The sequence below is a fragment of the Streptomyces sp. NPDC060232 genome, assembly GCF_042726555.1.
Lineage (GTDB): Bacteria > Actinomycetota > Actinomycetes > Streptomycetales > Streptomycetaceae > Streptomyces.
Genome location: NZ_JBHXAG010000003.1, coordinates 394,796 through 410,456, shown reverse-complemented (window position 1 = coordinate 410,456; position 15,661 = coordinate 394,796). Strand labels below are relative to the sequence as shown.

Here is a 15,661-nt window from a genome sequence, read left to right as displayed (position 1 = left end):
TCATGGAGAGTTGATATGCCGCGCTGGAGCACACTGCTGCTCGATGACGCCTCGCTCGCCGAGATGCCGAAGCTCCCTCTGCGGGACGTCCTTCGGCACGCCGACCTCGTCACCGAACAGCAGCCACAGCCACAGGCTCTCTACGAGCGCTGGGAGAAGCAGCAGTGGTCGGCTCAGGCCATCGAACTCGGGCCGGACCGCGAGGACTTCGACAAGCGGCTCCCGAAGGCCGCACGCAGGATGATCGAGGAGTCCATCGCCACCTTCATCATCGGCGAGTACACCGGTCTCGACCTTCTGGGCCCGATCCTCACCGGAGCCCCCGAGGAGCGCGACCACCTCTACCTCGGTACGCAGATCGCCGACGAGACCCGCCACACGCAGCTGATGCTGCGCCTCGGTGAGGAGATCCTCGGCCTGGACCCCGACCCCAAGCGGATGCTGGTGCAGGCGTGGAACATGGTCACGCCCGCCCACCAGGAACTCAGCCGCGTCGAGACCGAGATCATCCGGGAGCTGCAGCAGCACCCCTCGGACTACCGTCGCTGGCTGCGCGCGGTGGCTCTCTTCCACCTGATCACCGAGGGCGTCCTGGCCCTCGTCGGACAGCGGGCCATCGTGAACTCCCTGCACGGCATCCCGCTGCTGGCCGGACTGAAGGCCGGCTTCACGGCGATGTGCCGCGACGAGTCCCGGCACGTCAGCTTCGGTCTGCACGCGCTGCGCCAAGGCGTGCAGGAGGGCTACGGCGACGACATCCGCGAGATCATCGAGCTCGCCGCGCCGATCGCCCTCAACATCGAGGAGGGCGGCGAGGCGGACTCGGCCCCGCAGGGGCTCACCATGAAGCAGCTCGGCATCGAGAGCCTGTACCGCCAACTGCGCCTCATCGGCATCGAGAAGAAGTTCGCCGACCACGTCGTCGGCCTCTCCGCTCCGAAGCCGCCCGCCGAAGAGGACCGCTGAGCCGCCGGCGCGCGCCCGTACGCCGCCGCACCGCGCTCCCCCGCCCCACAGCCACCGCCACACATTCCAAGAGAGGTAACCGCCATGACGCGTGAAGAAATCATCTCCGGCCTCGCCGAGATCCTGAACGAGGTCGCCGACGTGGAGCCGGCCGACGTGACCGAGGAGAAGTCCTTCATCGACGACCTCGACGTCGACTCCCTGGCGATGGTCGAGGTCATCGTCGCCGCCGAGGAGCGCTTCGGGGTGAGCCTGCCCGAAGAGGAGCTCAAGGAGCTCCGGCTGGTGTCCGACATCGTGATCCGGATCGAGAAGCAGCTGGCCGGCTGACCGCCCGTTCCTCCCGCCGCTGCTTCGGCCCGCGCCGCCCCGGGGCCGGAGCGGCGCATCCACCCACTCCCGGACTCGCCCGCACGAGCCCGGGGCCAGGAGGCACCATGAGCGACGACCGGGTCCAGGTACGCCGCGCTCTTCGCGCCCTGTTCAGCCCGCTCGGCTGCCCCGACCCCTACCCCCTCTACGCGGTGCTCCGCGAGCGGGCCCCCGTGGCCCGGCTGCCCGACGGGACCGTGGTCGTCACCCGCTACGCCGACTGCGACCGGGTGCTGCGCGATCCGCTCTTCCGGGTGGAGGACGACGAATGGCTCGCCCGCACCTGGCCCGAGGGAGCCGAGCACCTGGCCGTCCACTCCCTCATGGGCGAGATGGTCAATCAGAACTCGCCCCATCACGAGCGGCTGCGGCGCCTGGTCAGCCGGGCCTTCACCCCGCGCCGCGTGGAGGGACTGCGGCCGGCGGTGGAGCGGCTGACCGACGCCCTGCTGGAGGACCTCGCCGAACACGCCTCCACCGGTCCGGTCGACCTGATGGAACGGCTCGCCCTGCCGCTCCCCATCACCGTCATCGGCGAACTGCTCGGCATCCCCGAGGAGGACCGGGCCTGGTTCGGCCCGCGGGTACGGGACATCACCTCCGCCATCGAGCACAACCTCCTCGGCCCCGACCTGGAACGCGCCGACGCGGCCACCGCCGAACTGTGGGACCGCCTGGGCGCGTTGGTGGCCGAGCGGCAGGCCGATCCGCGCGAGGACATGGTCAGTACGCTCATCGCGGTCCGCGACGCGGACGGCGACCGCCTCACCCACCGCGAGCTGCTCGCCAACCTGGTCCTGCTGTACTCCGCCGGATACGAGACGACCAGCAACCTCATCGGCAACGGCACCGCCGCCCTCCTCGACCACCCCGGGCTCCTCACCCGCCTGCGCGGTGAGCCCGACAACGTCGCCGCCTGGGTCGACGAGATGCTGCGCTTCACCCCGCCCATCCAGATCGCCTCCCGCTGGACCGGCGAGGACACCGAGCTGAACGGGGTGCGCATCGAGAAGGGCACCCAGGTCGTGGCCCTGCTCGCCGGGGCGAACCGCGACCCCGCACGGTACGAGCGCCCCGACACCTTCCTGCCCGGCCGGCCCGTGTCCGGCTCGCTCAGCTTCGGCGCCGGCGCCCACTACTGCCTGGGCGCCGCCCTCGCCAGGATGGAGGCCCAGGTCGTCTTCCCCCGGCTGCTGGCCCGCTTCCCGCACATCGCCCACGCCGGCCCGGCGCAGGCCCGTACACGCGTCACCTCCCTGCGCGGCTACGACCGGCTCCCGCTGGACCTGAAATGACCCCGGACGGCCGCCGGCCCGGGGCGCAAAGCCCCGGGCCGGACACACGCGACGCCGTACGGCGGGACTACGACTTGGCCTTCTTCTCCCGCGGCCAGATGGTGTAGGACCACGACCAGAGGGTGTCGATCACCCAGATGGTCAGCCAGATCCGGCCGAACCAGACCAGCGGCCCGCGCTGGTCGTCGGGCACACTGCCGTCCGTGATCTGCCATACGAGCCAACTGGAGTCCAGGGCCCACAGGACCAGCTGCCCCAGCGCGAACGCGGCCGTGTGGATGTACCAGTCCCGGCGCTCCTTGCGGGCGTGGGCCTTCGGGCCCAGGGCGGGCTCCGCCGAGGGCTGAGCCGGTTCGGGCTTGCTCGTGTCCATGTCTTCTCCGTCCTGTGTCATGTGTACTGTCTCCGGCACCGCACCGGCCGCCGTTCCGGCCGGCGCCGCTGTCCCGGCGTTGTCCTCCTGCGGCGGCAGGCGCAGGACGCGGACCGCGAACGGCACCACGACCGCCCCCACGGCGGAGGTGGCGGCGGCCGCCACACACGCGGCGACCCAGCCGAGTTCCTCGTAGAGCACCCCCATCACCAGCGGGCCGGCCACCACACCGGCCAGGCGCGCGGTCTCGTAGAGGCCCATGCCCCGGCCGATCCGGCCACCGGACGCGGCGGCCACCGTCGCCTGCTCGACGGGGATCTGCGCCGCGAAACAGGCGGCGGCCACGGTCCAGAAGGCGGCTATCGCCAGGGGCGTGGAGACGACCGCCAGCCCCGCGGCGAACAGCGCGCCCGCCGCGAACGAGGCCATCATGGTCGGGGTCCGGCCCAGCCGGTCGGTGAGGTGGTGGGCGTGCTCCGGCAGCAGCACGAACACCACGAAGCCGGGGGCGAAGACCAGCGCGATCTCGTTCGGCGACAGGCCCAGATCCCCCTGCAGCCGCAGCAGCAACAGCATCCACAGCCCGGCCTCGGCGGCGGCCGTCACCGCGGACACCACCATCAGCGGCAGCAGCCGGCGCTCCGCCGCCCCGCGCCGCAGCCGCTCCCCCGACCCCCGGGCCTCCGCGCCGGGGCGGGCCGGAGGCGTGCGCGGCCCGCGCAGCAGCAGGGCCGTGGCCAGCACGCAGGCGGCGGCGCCCAGCCAGAACAGCGCCGGGTAGCCGGTCCGTTCCAGCAGGGAGAAGGCCACCAGGTAGCCCACGAAAGCGCCTTGGCCCTCGGCCGAGAGCAACTTCCCGTATGCGGCGGTGCCGTCGCCGTCCCTCGCCTGCTGCCCGGTCCAGGCCCGCAGAGCGACCCAGAACAGCGCGCCGCCCGCGCCGCCCAGGCCCGCCGCGGCGAAGGCCACCGGCAGGGAGTCGGCGAGCGCGTACCCCGCGAACGACAGGGCGTACAGGCCCGCGCCGGCCGCGGCCACCCGCCGCTGGTCGAAACGGTCGGCCAGCTCCCCGGCCAGAGGGCGCACGATCAGCGACAGCACCGCCTCGAAGGCGATGAGGGCGCCCACCACGGACGCACCGGCCTCCAGCGCCGAGCCCGCCCACAGCGGCAGCAGGAAGTCGAGCACCTCGGCCGGGGCGCTCGCGAACACCGCCGCCGACAGGACCCGGCGCCCGGCCGGGTCCGCCGGCGTCTTCGTCCCGGCGCTCACGCTTCGAGCGCCGTCTTGGGGGTGATCACCCGGGTGGGGATGGCCTTGTTGGTGATCCGCGCGAACATGTTGCGCGGGCCCGGGATCCACACCTCGTCGACCGCCGCCGTGCGCAGGCCCTGCAGGATCGTCTGCCAGTGGACGGGTGTGGTCCAGCCGTCCAGCAGGTCCTGCTTGATCTCCTCGGGATCGGTCAGGAGCCGCCCGTCGACGTCGGACAGGACGGGTATCGCGGGGGCGTTCCACGGCACCGTGCCGTAGACCTCGTCGTGCAGGCGCTCGCGCAGCCCGGAGACGGCGGAGCAGTGCTCGGCGCGGTTCATCGTGTAGAAGGGGAACCCGCCCTCCTCGCGGACCCGCTGCTCGAAGCGCTCCAGGGAGCGCAGCGACGCGGACACCGCGTGGACCTCCTCGTCGAGGACCACCGACAGCTCGATCCACTCCCCCCGTGCCCGTGTCTCCTCCACCAGCCGCCGCACCGTGTCGTGCGGAAGCCGGTAGAAGAAGTGGCAGCCCAGCGGCTCCTTCAGCGAGTCGAAGTAGTCCGTCTCGACGGCGACGCTGCGCCGGATCAGCTCCAGTGCGTCCGGGTAGGTCAGCGCACCGGCCCAGACGGCGGCCATGAAGGCGCCGAAGCTCTGCCCGCCGCAGACGGCGGGCCGGCCTCCGTGGCGGTCCTGCGCGCAGTCGGCGAGGGCGAGGGTGAGTGCCATGAACCCGGTCTCGAACACCTCCCAGTCATAGATGGACGCCTCGCGGTAGGCGTCGGCCAGGCAGTAGCCCAACACCTCGTCCGCCTCGGCGAATCTGCGTCTGGCGTGGTCGTTCGTGGTGACGAACTCGCTGATCGCGTCGAATCGGGTCGGGATGAGCCCGGGGAAGAAGAGCGCTACGGCCATTGCCCCATCCTTGTCTCGCAGTCGTTCATTCGTCCTCACGCAGCGGGAAGTCGCCGTTCGCCCCGGAGGTGCCCGGGGGGCTGTCGGCGAGGGACACCCTCACCTCGACCACCCCTGCCGTGCTGTTCTCCGCGCAGTGCTGCCACGCCGTATGGAGGACGCCGTGGAGATCGCCAGGGTTGTCGGCCCGCCAGTATCCGAGGCCGTACGCGTGGGCCAGGCCCTCGGATCCGGTCGGACGGTCGACGGTGAAGGCGAACCGCGAGCCGGTGCCCGACACCCGCTCCAGGTTGGTCTGCAGCCACCCGTAGCCGCCGTTGTCGAGGACCACGTACAGCACGGGCACGCCCGCGTCGGCGACGGTGGGCAGTTCGGAGCGGAAGAGGTTGAAGGCACCGTCGCCGGCCACGGCCACCACGGGCCGTCCCGGCTCGGCCAGGGCGACGCCCACGGCAGCCGCGGCGCCGAAGCCGAGCGGGGTCTGTTCGCTGGGCACGACGGACCCGCCGAGGGCCCCGCAGCTCCAGTGGGGGTAGAAGTACGACCACATGTCCTGCAGGCCGTTCTCCTGGACGAGGATGCGTGTCTCGGGCACGGCGTCGGCGAGGGCGGACAGCACGCGCGCCACCGGTACGCCCGCGGCCGGGCCGGCGGCGGCCGCCGCCGCGTCCGCGGCCGACGCCCGCTCGGCCGCGCGTACGGCGTGCGCCTCCCGTACGGCCCGGACCCGCCCGGTCCAGGCGGTCTCGCCCGCGGGCCGGTCCAGCAGCCGGGACCAGGCCTCGACGGTTTGTCCGACATCGCCCAGCACACCGGTGCCCGGCCTTCCGGTGACGAGGCTCTCCTCCCCCGTCACCACCTGGATCACCGGGAGCCCGGCGGCGTCCGGCCAGCCGAAGGTCGCCGTCTCCTCCAGCCGGCTGCCGAGCGCGATCACCAGGTCGGTCTCGCGCCACAGCCGGTCGGCGGGTGCCACCGTGTAGAGGCCCGACACTCCGCAGAAGAGCGGATGGTCCTCGGCGATCGTGCCCCGGCCGGACGCGGTGGTGAAGATTGCGGCGCCGACCCGCTCGGCGAAGGCCTCCAGCAGGCGGCCGGTGTTGCGGTGGCGGGCGCCGCCGCCCACCAGCAGCAGGGGCCGCCGGGCCGCGGCGATGGTGTCGGCGGTGGTCCGCAGCACTGCGGGGTCCGGGGTCTGCCGCTGCGGGGCGGCCGGCCGCCAGGGGGCCGTGCGGGTGACCGGTTCCCCGGCCGCCTGCTCCGCGATCTCGACGTACACGGGGCCGGGCGTGCCGTTGACGGCGATGGCGACGGCCTTCTCCAGTACGCCCGCCAGCCGGTCGGCGTGGTCCACCCGCGCCGCCCACTTGACGTACGGACGCACCGCGGCGAGCTGGTCGAGCTCCTGGAACGCCCCCGTGCCCAGCCGGTCCAGGGCGGTGCCCCCGGCGATGAGGACGACCGGCGCGGCCGCGGAGGCCGCCTCCAACACCCCTGTGAGGGTGTTGGTCAGGGCCGGGCCCTTGCCCACCGCGCAGATGCCGGGCCGCCCGGAGGCGAGCGCGTAACCGGTCGCCATGAAGAGGGCGTTGCGCTGGTCGCGGCAGAGGACGAAGCGGGTGTCGGTGCCTTCCAGGGCGCCCAGCAGGTCCATGTCGTCGCCGGGCAGGCCGAAGACCGCGCCGGCGCCGAGGTGGTGCAGATGGTCGGCGACGGCGTGCCAGGCGCTCGGGTACGTCACGTCGTTCATCGGCCGGCCGCCGGGAGGTGCTCGGCGACGGCCTTGGAGACGAGGACCGGCTCGGTCCACATCTGCGTGCCGTCGGTGATGTAGTTCGCCATCCGCCCGTATCCGCCGAAGGGCGCGTTGCCGTCGTCGATGGACAGCAGCGTGGTGTCGACGGTGACGGTGGTGCGCCGGCGCAGCGCCTCGACCAGGGCGGGGGCGTCGCCGTACACGCTCGACCCGAGGGCGCGTTCGGTGAACACCGCGGTGGTGAGGGTGGCCGCCAGGGCCTCCGGGTCGCGGTAGCCGACGACGTTGAAGACCGGCGCGAAGAACTCCGGCACCGGGGTCCGCGGGGTCACCTCCTCGCCGAGGACGACGGTGGGCTCCATCCGCCGCTCGCGGAAGTCGACGTGGCCGCCGTGGACGATGCTGCGGCGGTTGCGGGCCAGGAACTGGGCTGCCTCCTCCAGCGCGCCGTCGTAGAAGACGGGCCCGTAGTCGGCGTCCGGATCGGTGTAGGGCCCGTAGCGCAGGGCCTTGAGCTCGGTGACGAGGGTGTCGAGGAACTCGTCGAGCAGGTCCTCCTGCACGCAGAACAGATCCGGACCCAGGCAGTCCTGGCCGGCGTTGTGCATCCGGATCTCCACCGCGTCCCGGGCCGCCTTCGTGAGGTCGGCGCCGGGGGCGACGACGAAGGGGTTGACCCCGGAGCCCAGGAACAGGAACAGCCGGCCCGGGGCCAGTTGGGGTCTGATCTGCTCGGCGTTGCGGTAGGCGCCGGTGAAGACGACGACATCGGCCGGCTGGACGTGCTCACGCAGGAATTCGCGCTGGCTGGCATTGGTCAGTTCGATCGGCAGGCCGTGGTGCGCGGCGAGCAGCCGGTGCAGCCTGCCCATCTGGTCCTTGACCTGGCTGGAGGGGCGGAAGACCAGCCGGTCCGCGAAGAGGGCGGGCACCAGCAGGTACAGGGCGTACGAGTACAGGACGACGTTGGACGGCATGTAGACCGCCAGTCGCGGGACCCGGCCCGGACGGTACGTCTCGAACTCGGCGAGCGCGCCGTCCAGCGTGGCGATGGTCGCCTCGATCTCGTATCCGGCGGCGCGGTGCGTGGAGATCTCGCAGAGCAGGTCGTGGACGGCGCCGGGGTCGCCGGCCAGGAAGTCCCGGACGGCGCGGAGTGCCTCCAGGCGTCCGGGGTCGGGGACCTGCACCGGCTCGTCGAGAGCGGTCGGCCAGGCGGGAGCGGAGCTCATGTATCCCTCCTCGGGGCGGAGTCCATGGAGAGTCAGCGTCAACCCCTTGTCATTGATTGTCAAGTTCAGTCATGGCAGTCATGGGCTGTCGACCGGCCTGCATGCCCCGCAGTGCGGGCGCCGCCCAGCAGCAGCAGACCACCAGCAGATACGCGCAGGCGAGCGTGGCGACCGCCGGGCGCAGGCCGGCGGCGCCCACGAGCACCACCGTCAGGGAGGCCCCGAGCGGAACGGCCACCAGCCCGGCCGTGTCGACCGCGGCCGTCACCCGCCCGTACTGCTCGCGCGGAACGCTGCGCTGGAGCACGCCGGTCCGAACCGGACCCACCGGGGCGGCGAACGCCCCGAGCAGGGCGAGCAGTACGGCGCCGACGGCGAGGGAGGGCAGGGCCGCGAGCGCGCCGATCGACAGGGCCACCGCGAAGCCCGAGCCGAGGTACACCTGGCGGGCGCCGAGCCGGTGCCCGGCGACCGCGTAGCCGACCGTGCCGGCCACCGCCCCCAGCCCGAACGCGGTGAGCAGGACGCCCAGGCTCGCCGCGCTCCCCAGGTACTGGTAGGCGTACGTCACCAGGACCACGCCGGCCAGCCCGCTGTCCAGGCCGTTGAAGGCGGTACCGGACACCGCCATGGCCCGCAGCAGCCGGTGCTCGCGCAAGGTGCGCAGCCCCGAGCGCAGCTCGGCCAGGTAGGGCTCCGCAGCCCGCGCGCCCGGGGCCCGGGCCCGGCCGGCCGCGACGCAGCCGAGGATGAGGGCCGCCGCCAGAAGGCAGGCCGCCGCGTCGATGAGCAGGACGTGGGAGACGCCGAGCAGGGCGACGGCGGCTCCCCCCAGGGGCGGCCCGCACAACTGGGCGACCTGATGGACTCCGCTGAGCAGGGCGTTGCCCCGCTCCAGCGGCATGTCCGCATCCGCGGACAGCTCGGGCACCAGGCCGGTGACGGCCGCGGAGGCGGGAATGTCCAGCACGTTGGCGGCCACGACGAGAGCGGCAAGGACCGGGAAGTCCAACATCTCCAGCGCATGCATGACCGGAATGCATGCCGCCCCGATACCGCCGACCGCGTACGAGAGCACCGCCGTCGTCCGGAATCCCCAACGGTCCACCAGGGGGCCGGAGACGAATCCGACGGTTCCGGAGGCGACGGCACCCAGGGCGACGAGGATTCCGGTCTGGGCCACACTGCCCGTCGTCTGGAGCACGAACCACGGGACGGCGACGACCATCATCGCCTCGCCGACCGAACTGACCGCCACCGCGCCCAACAGGACATAGATGCCCCACCGGCGCCGCCGACCTGGCCGTCCATCGATTGTCATGAGTATTGACTTTAACATGACTCGAATGTGACTACATGAATAGCCCAAGAATGCGCCAAAATCGGCACCGTTGTACGAACCGGCCCTGCCGAACGCGCCCTGTCGGGTAGAATCTTTGTCACACTCCGTAATACCCATCCGCCCTTCAACCACACAGCGAGCCGAACCTTGACGATCGAGCAGCCAGCATTCGGGAAACGCGTCCGGGAAAGCCGTCGCATCCAGGGCCTGTCCCAGGGGGACCTCGCCGGCGAGGGCGTCTCGTCCAGCTACGTGTCACTGGTGGAGAGCGGTCACCGGATCCCCAGCCTCAAGGCGGCCAAGGTCATCGCCGGGCGGCTCGGGGTGACGCTTGAGGAGCTCTGCGAGCCCGAGGCGCGGGACCGGCAGCGCACCCACCGGCTCCAGCTGGTCGGCCTTCTGGTGGCGGCCCGCTCCAGCCAGTTGGCCGGAGACTGGGCCGCGGCCCGCAGCCAGCTGGACGACGTCGTCCGGCAGGCCGGCGACGGCGGCTTCGACGAGGTGCGCTGGGAGGCCCGCTGGGAACTGGCCACCGTACTCGACCGCCTCGGGGCCGATGCCGCACGCGAGGCGACCCTGCTGGAGCTGCTGAACGACCCGATCACCACCGCCGCGCAGCTCATGCGCACCCGGGCCGCGATCGAACTCGCCGACCTCTACCGGCGCACGGGGCGCCTGTCCGAAGCCGTCACCTTCGCGGAGGAGGCCTCGGGCGCCGCCGTCGGCCTCGACGCGGGCCGGCCCGAACGCGTCCAGGCCCAGGTCGTGCTGCTGACGGCGTATGTGGAGAGCGGGGAGTGGCACCGCGCGAAGAGCCTCGGTGACGCACTGCTCGCCGAGGTGCCCGCGGTGGCGGCCGAGCCGCTGCGCGCGTCTGCGCTCTGGGCGGCGGCGGGCGTCCGCCACCTCGCCGGCGGTAGTGAGGCCCTCGGCCTGCTGGCCGAAGCGGACGAGCTGCTCGGCGGGGCGGACGGCGTCCGGCTGCGCATCCGCCTGGACCGGGCCCGCGCCCTGCTGGCCCTCGCCACCGGCGACGCGAGCGCCGCAGCCCTGCTGGACCGGGTCCGCCGGGCGCAGCCGCTCGACCCCGCGCCCGCGGCCGCGACCTGGCTCGCGGCCCTGGAGGCACTGGCCGCCGTACGGTCCGGGGAGGCTTCCGCGGACGACGCGGCCGCGGCCGCCGACGCACTGGACCCCTCCGCGCTGGACCCGATCGACCGGGCCCGCTGCACGGTGATCCGGGCCCGCGCCCGGCGATCGGCGGATCAGGAGGAAGCGGCGGCCGAGGACCTCAGGGCGGCGGCCGCCGATTACGAGAAGGCCGGCGCCGTCCGGCTCGCGATGGAGACGTGGCGGGAGCTGAGCGCCCCCGGCCACGTCCCCGGCGTCGACCCGCACGCCGTGCTCATGCCGTAGCGAGCTCCGGACATCGCAGTCTCCGGAACACCGCCCTGCGCAGGGGAGCGGAGGCCGCCACGGCCGCCGCCGTTCCCACTCCGGCGGGCAGATCCCGTACGTACGCGACGCCGCCCGCATTCCACCGCCCGGACGCGGGCAGCGCCACCCTGCCGTCCGGCCCGGCGGCCATCACGTCCACCTCGGCGGCCAGCGCGAAGGCTCCGCGTCCGGCCAGTCGCAGCGCCGCCTCCTTGCGCGCCCACATCCGGGCCAGGACCAGGGGGCGCCTGCCCGCCGCCGCCTCCCCCGCGAAGGCGCGCTCCGGCCGGCTGAAGGGCAGCAACGCCTCCGCCTCGACCGAACTCGGGACGGTGACCGCGCTGAGCGCCACCGACAGGCCCCGGGCGAGGGCGACGAGCAGCCCTCCCTCGTCCCGGCAGACCGCGAGCCCCAACGGCCCCGCGTCCCATCTCTGCCGCCCCAGGTCGTCCCGCGTGAGGCGGATGTCGTGCGGCGGCCGCATCAGCAGGCGGGCGAGCAGGGCCCGGACGGTCCGGTCGTCGCCCGCGGAGCCGTCGTGCGGCATCTCCCGCGCGGAGCGGAATTCGCTCCCGTTCAGCACGGAGAAGACGTGGACCTCACCCTCACCGACGTCGTACGGGCGGTCCGACCGCCGCCACTCTTCCGATAACTCCGATACCCGCGCATCCCTTTCAGGTTGATGTATGTCATAGAGAAGATCATCCCCCGGCAATTTTCCCTCACATCTTCATTTGCAGTCACCCGACTCCGGTGCGCACCGGCGTCGGGGAATGAAATGGGTATTCATAGAAACGCCCGGTCAAAGCGCTCTTTTATCAACCGCTGGGTGCCGGAGCTCGAAGCACTGAGACGGGAAACGGCCTGCGGGACGCTCGGCCGGCTCGGTGCTGCGACCCCGCAGCCACTTGCCTCAGCCCGTCCGGCAGGGCACACGGAGCAGCAAACCTAACCTGGCGCGTTCGCCACAGTCAACATCGTCAGGGCCGATCTGACTCCAGCTGACCGGCTGTCATATCTCCTTGAAGGATTAACCGCTGACGCCCCGTCCGCTGGTGCGCTCCGAGCGTCCGGGGAACCGCCCAAAAGCCTGCTCCCGGCACAGGCAATGACCGCTGAATGCCCTCCGTCGAACCCTCGCGTCCGCCCGCCCCTGAGGCGCATGGCGCGCCGAGTGGCCTAAAACATTCGTCCGCTCGGCGCGCACCCGCGCTTTCCGCCGATCAGGCCTTCGTCTTTGCGGCCGTGACGGGACGCGACGCCTCGGTGACCGCACCCCCCGGAAGAAGCGGACCCATTCACTCCGGTATTGCGCGCACAGCCCCGCACGCGGCTTCGCCCGGGACCTCGGCGTCGACCATCCGGAGGACACCCGGCGCGCTGCTCCCCGCCCGGGACCCGCGTGGGCTACATCGCTGTGGGTACGGTGTTGTCCCGGTAGGGCTGGGACGACGGGGCTGCTACCAATCAGTAAACAAGGGGACAACTCCGCTCACGACCGCAAAGAAGATGTGCGCCGTTCGTAGGGACTCGACAAAGAATCACCCGGGGCCGCTGACCGGGGAGACAGAGACCTTGGATACATGACGGGGCTACTGTGCAGTCGGGGATCCCCCTGACCTGGGGCGCCACAAGGGTTCTCCGGCGGAGCGGGCCTCGCATCACACTCTGTGTGGGCAAGGTCACCACCGGGGAAGGGTCGAAAGGCCGTGTGGGCTGTCCCTAAACTCAGCTTGTTTCAAGGAGGGAGCCATCGTGCGCAAGGTGCTCATCGCCAACCGTGGCGAAATCGCTGTCCGCGTTGCTCGGGCCTGCCGGGACGCCGGGATCGCGAGCGTAGCCGTCTACGCCGATCCGGACCGGGACGCTCTGCACGTCCGCGCGGCAGACGAAGCTTTCGCGTTGGGCGGTGACACCCCGGCCGCGAGCTACCTGGACATCTCCAAGGTCCTCCAGGCCGCCGCCGACTCGGGTGCGGACGCCATCCATCCCGGATACGGCTTCCTGTCCGAGAACGCCGACTTCGCCCAGGCCGTGATCGACGCCGGTCTGACCTGGATCGGCCCGCCGCCGCAGGCCATCCGCGACCTCGGCGACAAGGTGGCCGCCCGCCACATCGCCCAGCGCGCCGGCGCGCCGCTGGTCGCCGGCACCCCGGACCCGGTCTCCGGCGCCGACGAGGTCGTCGCCTTCGCCAAGGAGCACGGCCTGCCGATCGCCATCAAGGCCGCATTCGGCGGTGGCGGCCGCGGCCTGAAGGTCGCCCGCACCCTCGAAGAGGTGCCCGAGCTCTACGACTCCGCCGTCCGCGAAGCCGTCGCCGCCTTCGGCCGCGGCGAGTGCTTCGTCGAGCGCTACCTCGACAAGCCGCGCCACGTCGAGACCCAGTGCCTGGCCGACTCGCACGGCAACGTCGTCGTCGTCTCGACCCGTGACTGCTCCCTCCAGCGCCGCCACCAGAAGCTGGTGGAGGAGGCCCCCGCGCCGTTCCTGACCGAGGCTCAGAACGCGGAGCTGTACGCCGCTTCCAAGGCCATCCTGAAGGAGGCCGGCTACGTCGGCGCCGGCACGGTGGAGTTCCTCGTCTCCGCCGACGGCCTGATCTCCTTCCTGGAGGTCAACACCCGCCTGCAGGTCGAGCACCCGGTCACCGAAGAAGTCGCCGGCATCGACCTGGTCCGCGAGATGTTCCGCATCGCCGACGGCGAGGAGCTCGGCTACGGGGACCCGGTCCTGCGCGGCCACTCCATCGAGTTCCGCATCAACGGCGAGGACCCGGGCCGCGGCTTCCTCCCGGCGCCCGGCACCGTGACGAAGTTCGTCGCGCCGACCGGCCCCGGCGTCCGCCTCGACGCGGGCGTCGAGTCCGGCTCCGTCATCGGCCCGGCCTGGGACTCCCTGCTGGCCAAGCTGATCGTCACCGGCGCCACCCGCGAGCAGGCACTGCAGCGCGCCGCCCGCGCGCTCGCCGAGTTCGAGGTCGAGGGCATGGCCACGGCCATCCCCTTCCACCGCGCGGTCGTCGCCGACCCCGCCTTCGCCCCCACCGACGGCAGCCCCTTCACCGTCTACACCCGCTGGATCGAGACCGAGTTCGTCAACGAGATCCCCGCGTTCACGGCTCCGGCCGCGGAGGAGACCGAGGACGAGCCGGGCCGCGAGACCGTCGTCGTCGAGGTCGGCGGCAAGCGCCTGGAAGTCTCGCTGCCGTCCTCCCTCGGCATGACCCTGGCCCGCACGGCCGCCGCGGGCGGCGCCAAGCCCAAGCGCCGCGCGGCCAAGAAGTCCGGCCCGGCCGCCTCCGGCGACACCCTCGCCTCCCCGATGCAGGGCACGATCGTCAAGGTCGCCGTCGAGGAGGGCCAGCAGGTCACCGAGGGCGAACTGATCGTCGTACTGGAAGCGATGAAGATGGAGCAGCCGCTCAACGCCCACCGCTCCGGCACCATCGTGGGCCTCACCGCCGAAGTCGGCGCCTCCGTCACCTCCGGCGCCACCATCTGCGAGATCAAGGACTGACGTCCCGGATCGCGTCCGTGGACACACGCAGGCCCCGCCCGATCCGGGCGGGGCCTGCGTGATTTCAGGGGGACATCCCTGCCGGCGCCGGCCGGCGCCTACCGCCGCCGCATGTCGGCGACCCGTGCCCGCTCCGCCTGCTGCTCCAGCATCCCGCCGGGCGCGCTGCGCAGCTGGGCCGTGGGCCCGCCGCGGCGCTGGACCGGGAGGGGGGAGTCCCGGCGCGGGCGGCGGCCCTGCATGCCGTCCACGCCGCCGGAGGCCACGGGGCCGCCGGCCACGGTGATCTGGACACCCTGGTCCGCCAGGGCCTGGAGCTCCGTGGCCGCGCGGTCGTCGTGCGGCGGGGGCTCGTCCGTGACCAGGCGAGTCATCACGTCCGTCGGAACCGTCTGGAACATGGTGTCCGTACCGAGCTTCGTGTGGTCCGCCAGGACCACCACCTCCGCCGCCGCCTGCACCAGCGCCCGGTCCACGCTGGCGGAAAGCATGTTGGACGTGGACAGCCCGCGCTCGGCGGTCAAACCACTCCCGGACAGGAAGGCCCGGGACACCCGCAGCCCCTGGAGGGACTGCTCGGCACCGCTGCCCACGAGGGCGTAGTTGGACCCGCGCAGGGTGCCGCCCGTCATGACGACTTCGACCCGGTTGGCATGGGCCAGCGCCTGGGCGACCAGGAGGGAGTTGGTCACGACGGTCAGGCCGGGCACGCGGGCGAGCCGACGGGCCAGCTCCTGCGTCGTGGTGCCGGCGCCGACGACGACGGCCTCGCCCTCTTCCACGAGGCCGGCCGCGACATCGGCAATGGCGGTCTTCTCCGCCGTCGCGAGATGGGACTTTTGCGGAAAGCCGGACTCCCGCGTGAAACCGCCCGGCAAGACCGCACCGCCGTGTCGGCGGTCGAGGAGTCCTTCGGCCTCCAGTGCCCGCACGTCCCGCCGTACGGTCACTTCGGAGGTCTGGACGACGCGGGCGAGCTCCCGGAGCGAAACCGCTCCGTTGGCCCGCACCATTTCGAGGATCAATTGGCGACGTTCTGCAGCGAACACGAAACTGACAGTAACCCCAACGACCGTCTGCTTTCAGCTCTTTGCGCCGGAATACCGAAGTTGTCCATCTGGCAGGGCGACTAGTGGTATACGCGGCCCGAGGTCTGGGTGAACGTACGGCCACGCGGCGGCGCACCGCCCCAACACCC

12 protein-coding genes are annotated in these 15,661 nt (G+C 72.2%); 5 read left to right on the top strand and 7 right to left on the bottom strand.

The annotated features are described in order from the left end of the window. Positions 1-15 precede the first annotated feature (15 nt). From ACFWFZ_RS08120 to ACFWFZ_RS08110, 3 genes are all read left to right on the top strand, one after another. Positions 16-966, top strand: a complete 951-nt coding sequence (locus tag ACFWFZ_RS08120; protein ID WP_387118239.1) for a ribonucleotide-diphosphate reductase subunit beta — start codon at positions 16-18, stop codon at positions 964-966. Between the two features lie 84 nt (positions 967-1,050). Then, positions 1,051-1,296, top strand: a complete 246-nt coding sequence (locus tag ACFWFZ_RS08115; RefSeq protein WP_366679124.1) for an acyl carrier protein — start codon at positions 1,051-1,053, stop codon at positions 1,294-1,296. Positions 1,297-1,403: 107 nt separating this feature from the next. After that, entirely contained in the window at positions 1,404-2,633 is a 1,230-nt protein-coding gene (locus ACFWFZ_RS08110; RefSeq protein WP_387118236.1) for a cytochrome P450, read from the top strand. Between the two features lie 67 nt (positions 2,634-2,700). On the opposite strand, the gene ACFWFZ_RS08105 is transcribed toward ACFWFZ_RS08110, so the two are convergent. The 5 genes from ACFWFZ_RS08105 to ACFWFZ_RS08085 are packed head-to-tail and all read right to left on the bottom strand — an operon-like array spanning position 2,701 to position 9,486. After that, positions 2,701-4,278, bottom strand: coding sequence for an MFS transporter (locus ACFWFZ_RS08105; RefSeq protein ID WP_387118234.1), 1,578 nt, complete (start codon positions 4,276-4,278; stop codon positions 2,701-2,703). After that, positions 4,275-5,177 carry an ACP S-malonyltransferase gene (locus ACFWFZ_RS08100; RefSeq protein WP_387118231.1) on the bottom strand — a complete coding sequence of 301 codons (903 nt, stop codon included), beginning with the start codon at positions 5,175-5,177 and terminating at the stop codon, positions 4,275-4,277. The genes ACFWFZ_RS08105 and ACFWFZ_RS08100 overlap by 4 nt, the downstream gene beginning before the upstream one ends. 25 nt (positions 5,178-5,202) lie before the next feature. Beyond that, complete coding sequence (locus ACFWFZ_RS08095) at positions 5,203-6,927, bottom strand: thiamine pyrophosphate-binding protein (protein ID WP_387118228.1); 1,725 nt, start codon at positions 6,925-6,927, stop codon at positions 5,203-5,205. Further along, on the bottom strand, positions 6,924-8,165 hold the full coding sequence (locus ACFWFZ_RS08090) for an aldehyde dehydrogenase family protein (RefSeq protein WP_387118226.1): 1,242 nt from the start codon (positions 8,163-8,165) through the stop codon (positions 6,924-6,926). Before ACFWFZ_RS08090 ends, ACFWFZ_RS08095 begins: the two co-directional genes overlap by 4 nt. Before the next feature lie 49 nt (positions 8,166-8,214). After that, on the bottom strand, positions 8,215-9,486 hold the full coding sequence (locus tag ACFWFZ_RS08085) for an MFS transporter (protein WP_387118223.1): 1,272 nt from the start codon (positions 9,484-9,486) through the stop codon (positions 8,215-8,217). Positions 9,487-9,654: 168 nt separating this feature from the next. On the opposite strand from ACFWFZ_RS08085, the gene ACFWFZ_RS08080 reads away from it, so the two are divergent. Continuing rightward, the gene (locus ACFWFZ_RS08080; protein WP_387118220.1) at positions 9,655-10,923 is read left to right on the top strand and encodes a helix-turn-helix domain-containing protein; all 1,269 of its coding nucleotides are present in this window, start codon (positions 9,655-9,657) and stop codon (positions 10,921-10,923) included. Here the strand turns inward: ACFWFZ_RS08080 and ACFWFZ_RS08075 are convergent. Beyond that, complete coding sequence (locus ACFWFZ_RS08075; RefSeq protein ID WP_387118217.1) at positions 10,913-11,527, bottom strand: hypothetical protein; 615 nt, start codon at positions 11,525-11,527, stop codon at positions 10,913-10,915. The genes ACFWFZ_RS08080 and ACFWFZ_RS08075 overlap by 11 nt on opposite strands. Positions 11,528-12,699: 1,172 nt before the next feature. Between ACFWFZ_RS08075 and ACFWFZ_RS08070 the strand changes: the two genes are divergently transcribed. After that, positions 12,700-14,463, top strand: a complete 1,764-nt coding sequence (locus tag ACFWFZ_RS08070; protein ID WP_387118214.1) for an acetyl/propionyl/methylcrotonyl-CoA carboxylase subunit alpha — start codon at positions 12,700-12,702, stop codon at positions 14,461-14,463. Between the two features lie 98 nt (positions 14,464-14,561). Here ACFWFZ_RS08070 and ACFWFZ_RS08065 read toward each other — a convergent pair whose 3' ends face one another. Continuing rightward, positions 14,562-15,512, bottom strand: coding sequence for a DeoR/GlpR family DNA-binding transcription regulator (locus ACFWFZ_RS08065; protein WP_078658907.1), 951 nt, complete (start codon positions 15,510-15,512; stop codon positions 14,562-14,564). Positions 15,513-15,661: the final 149 nt, after the last annotated feature.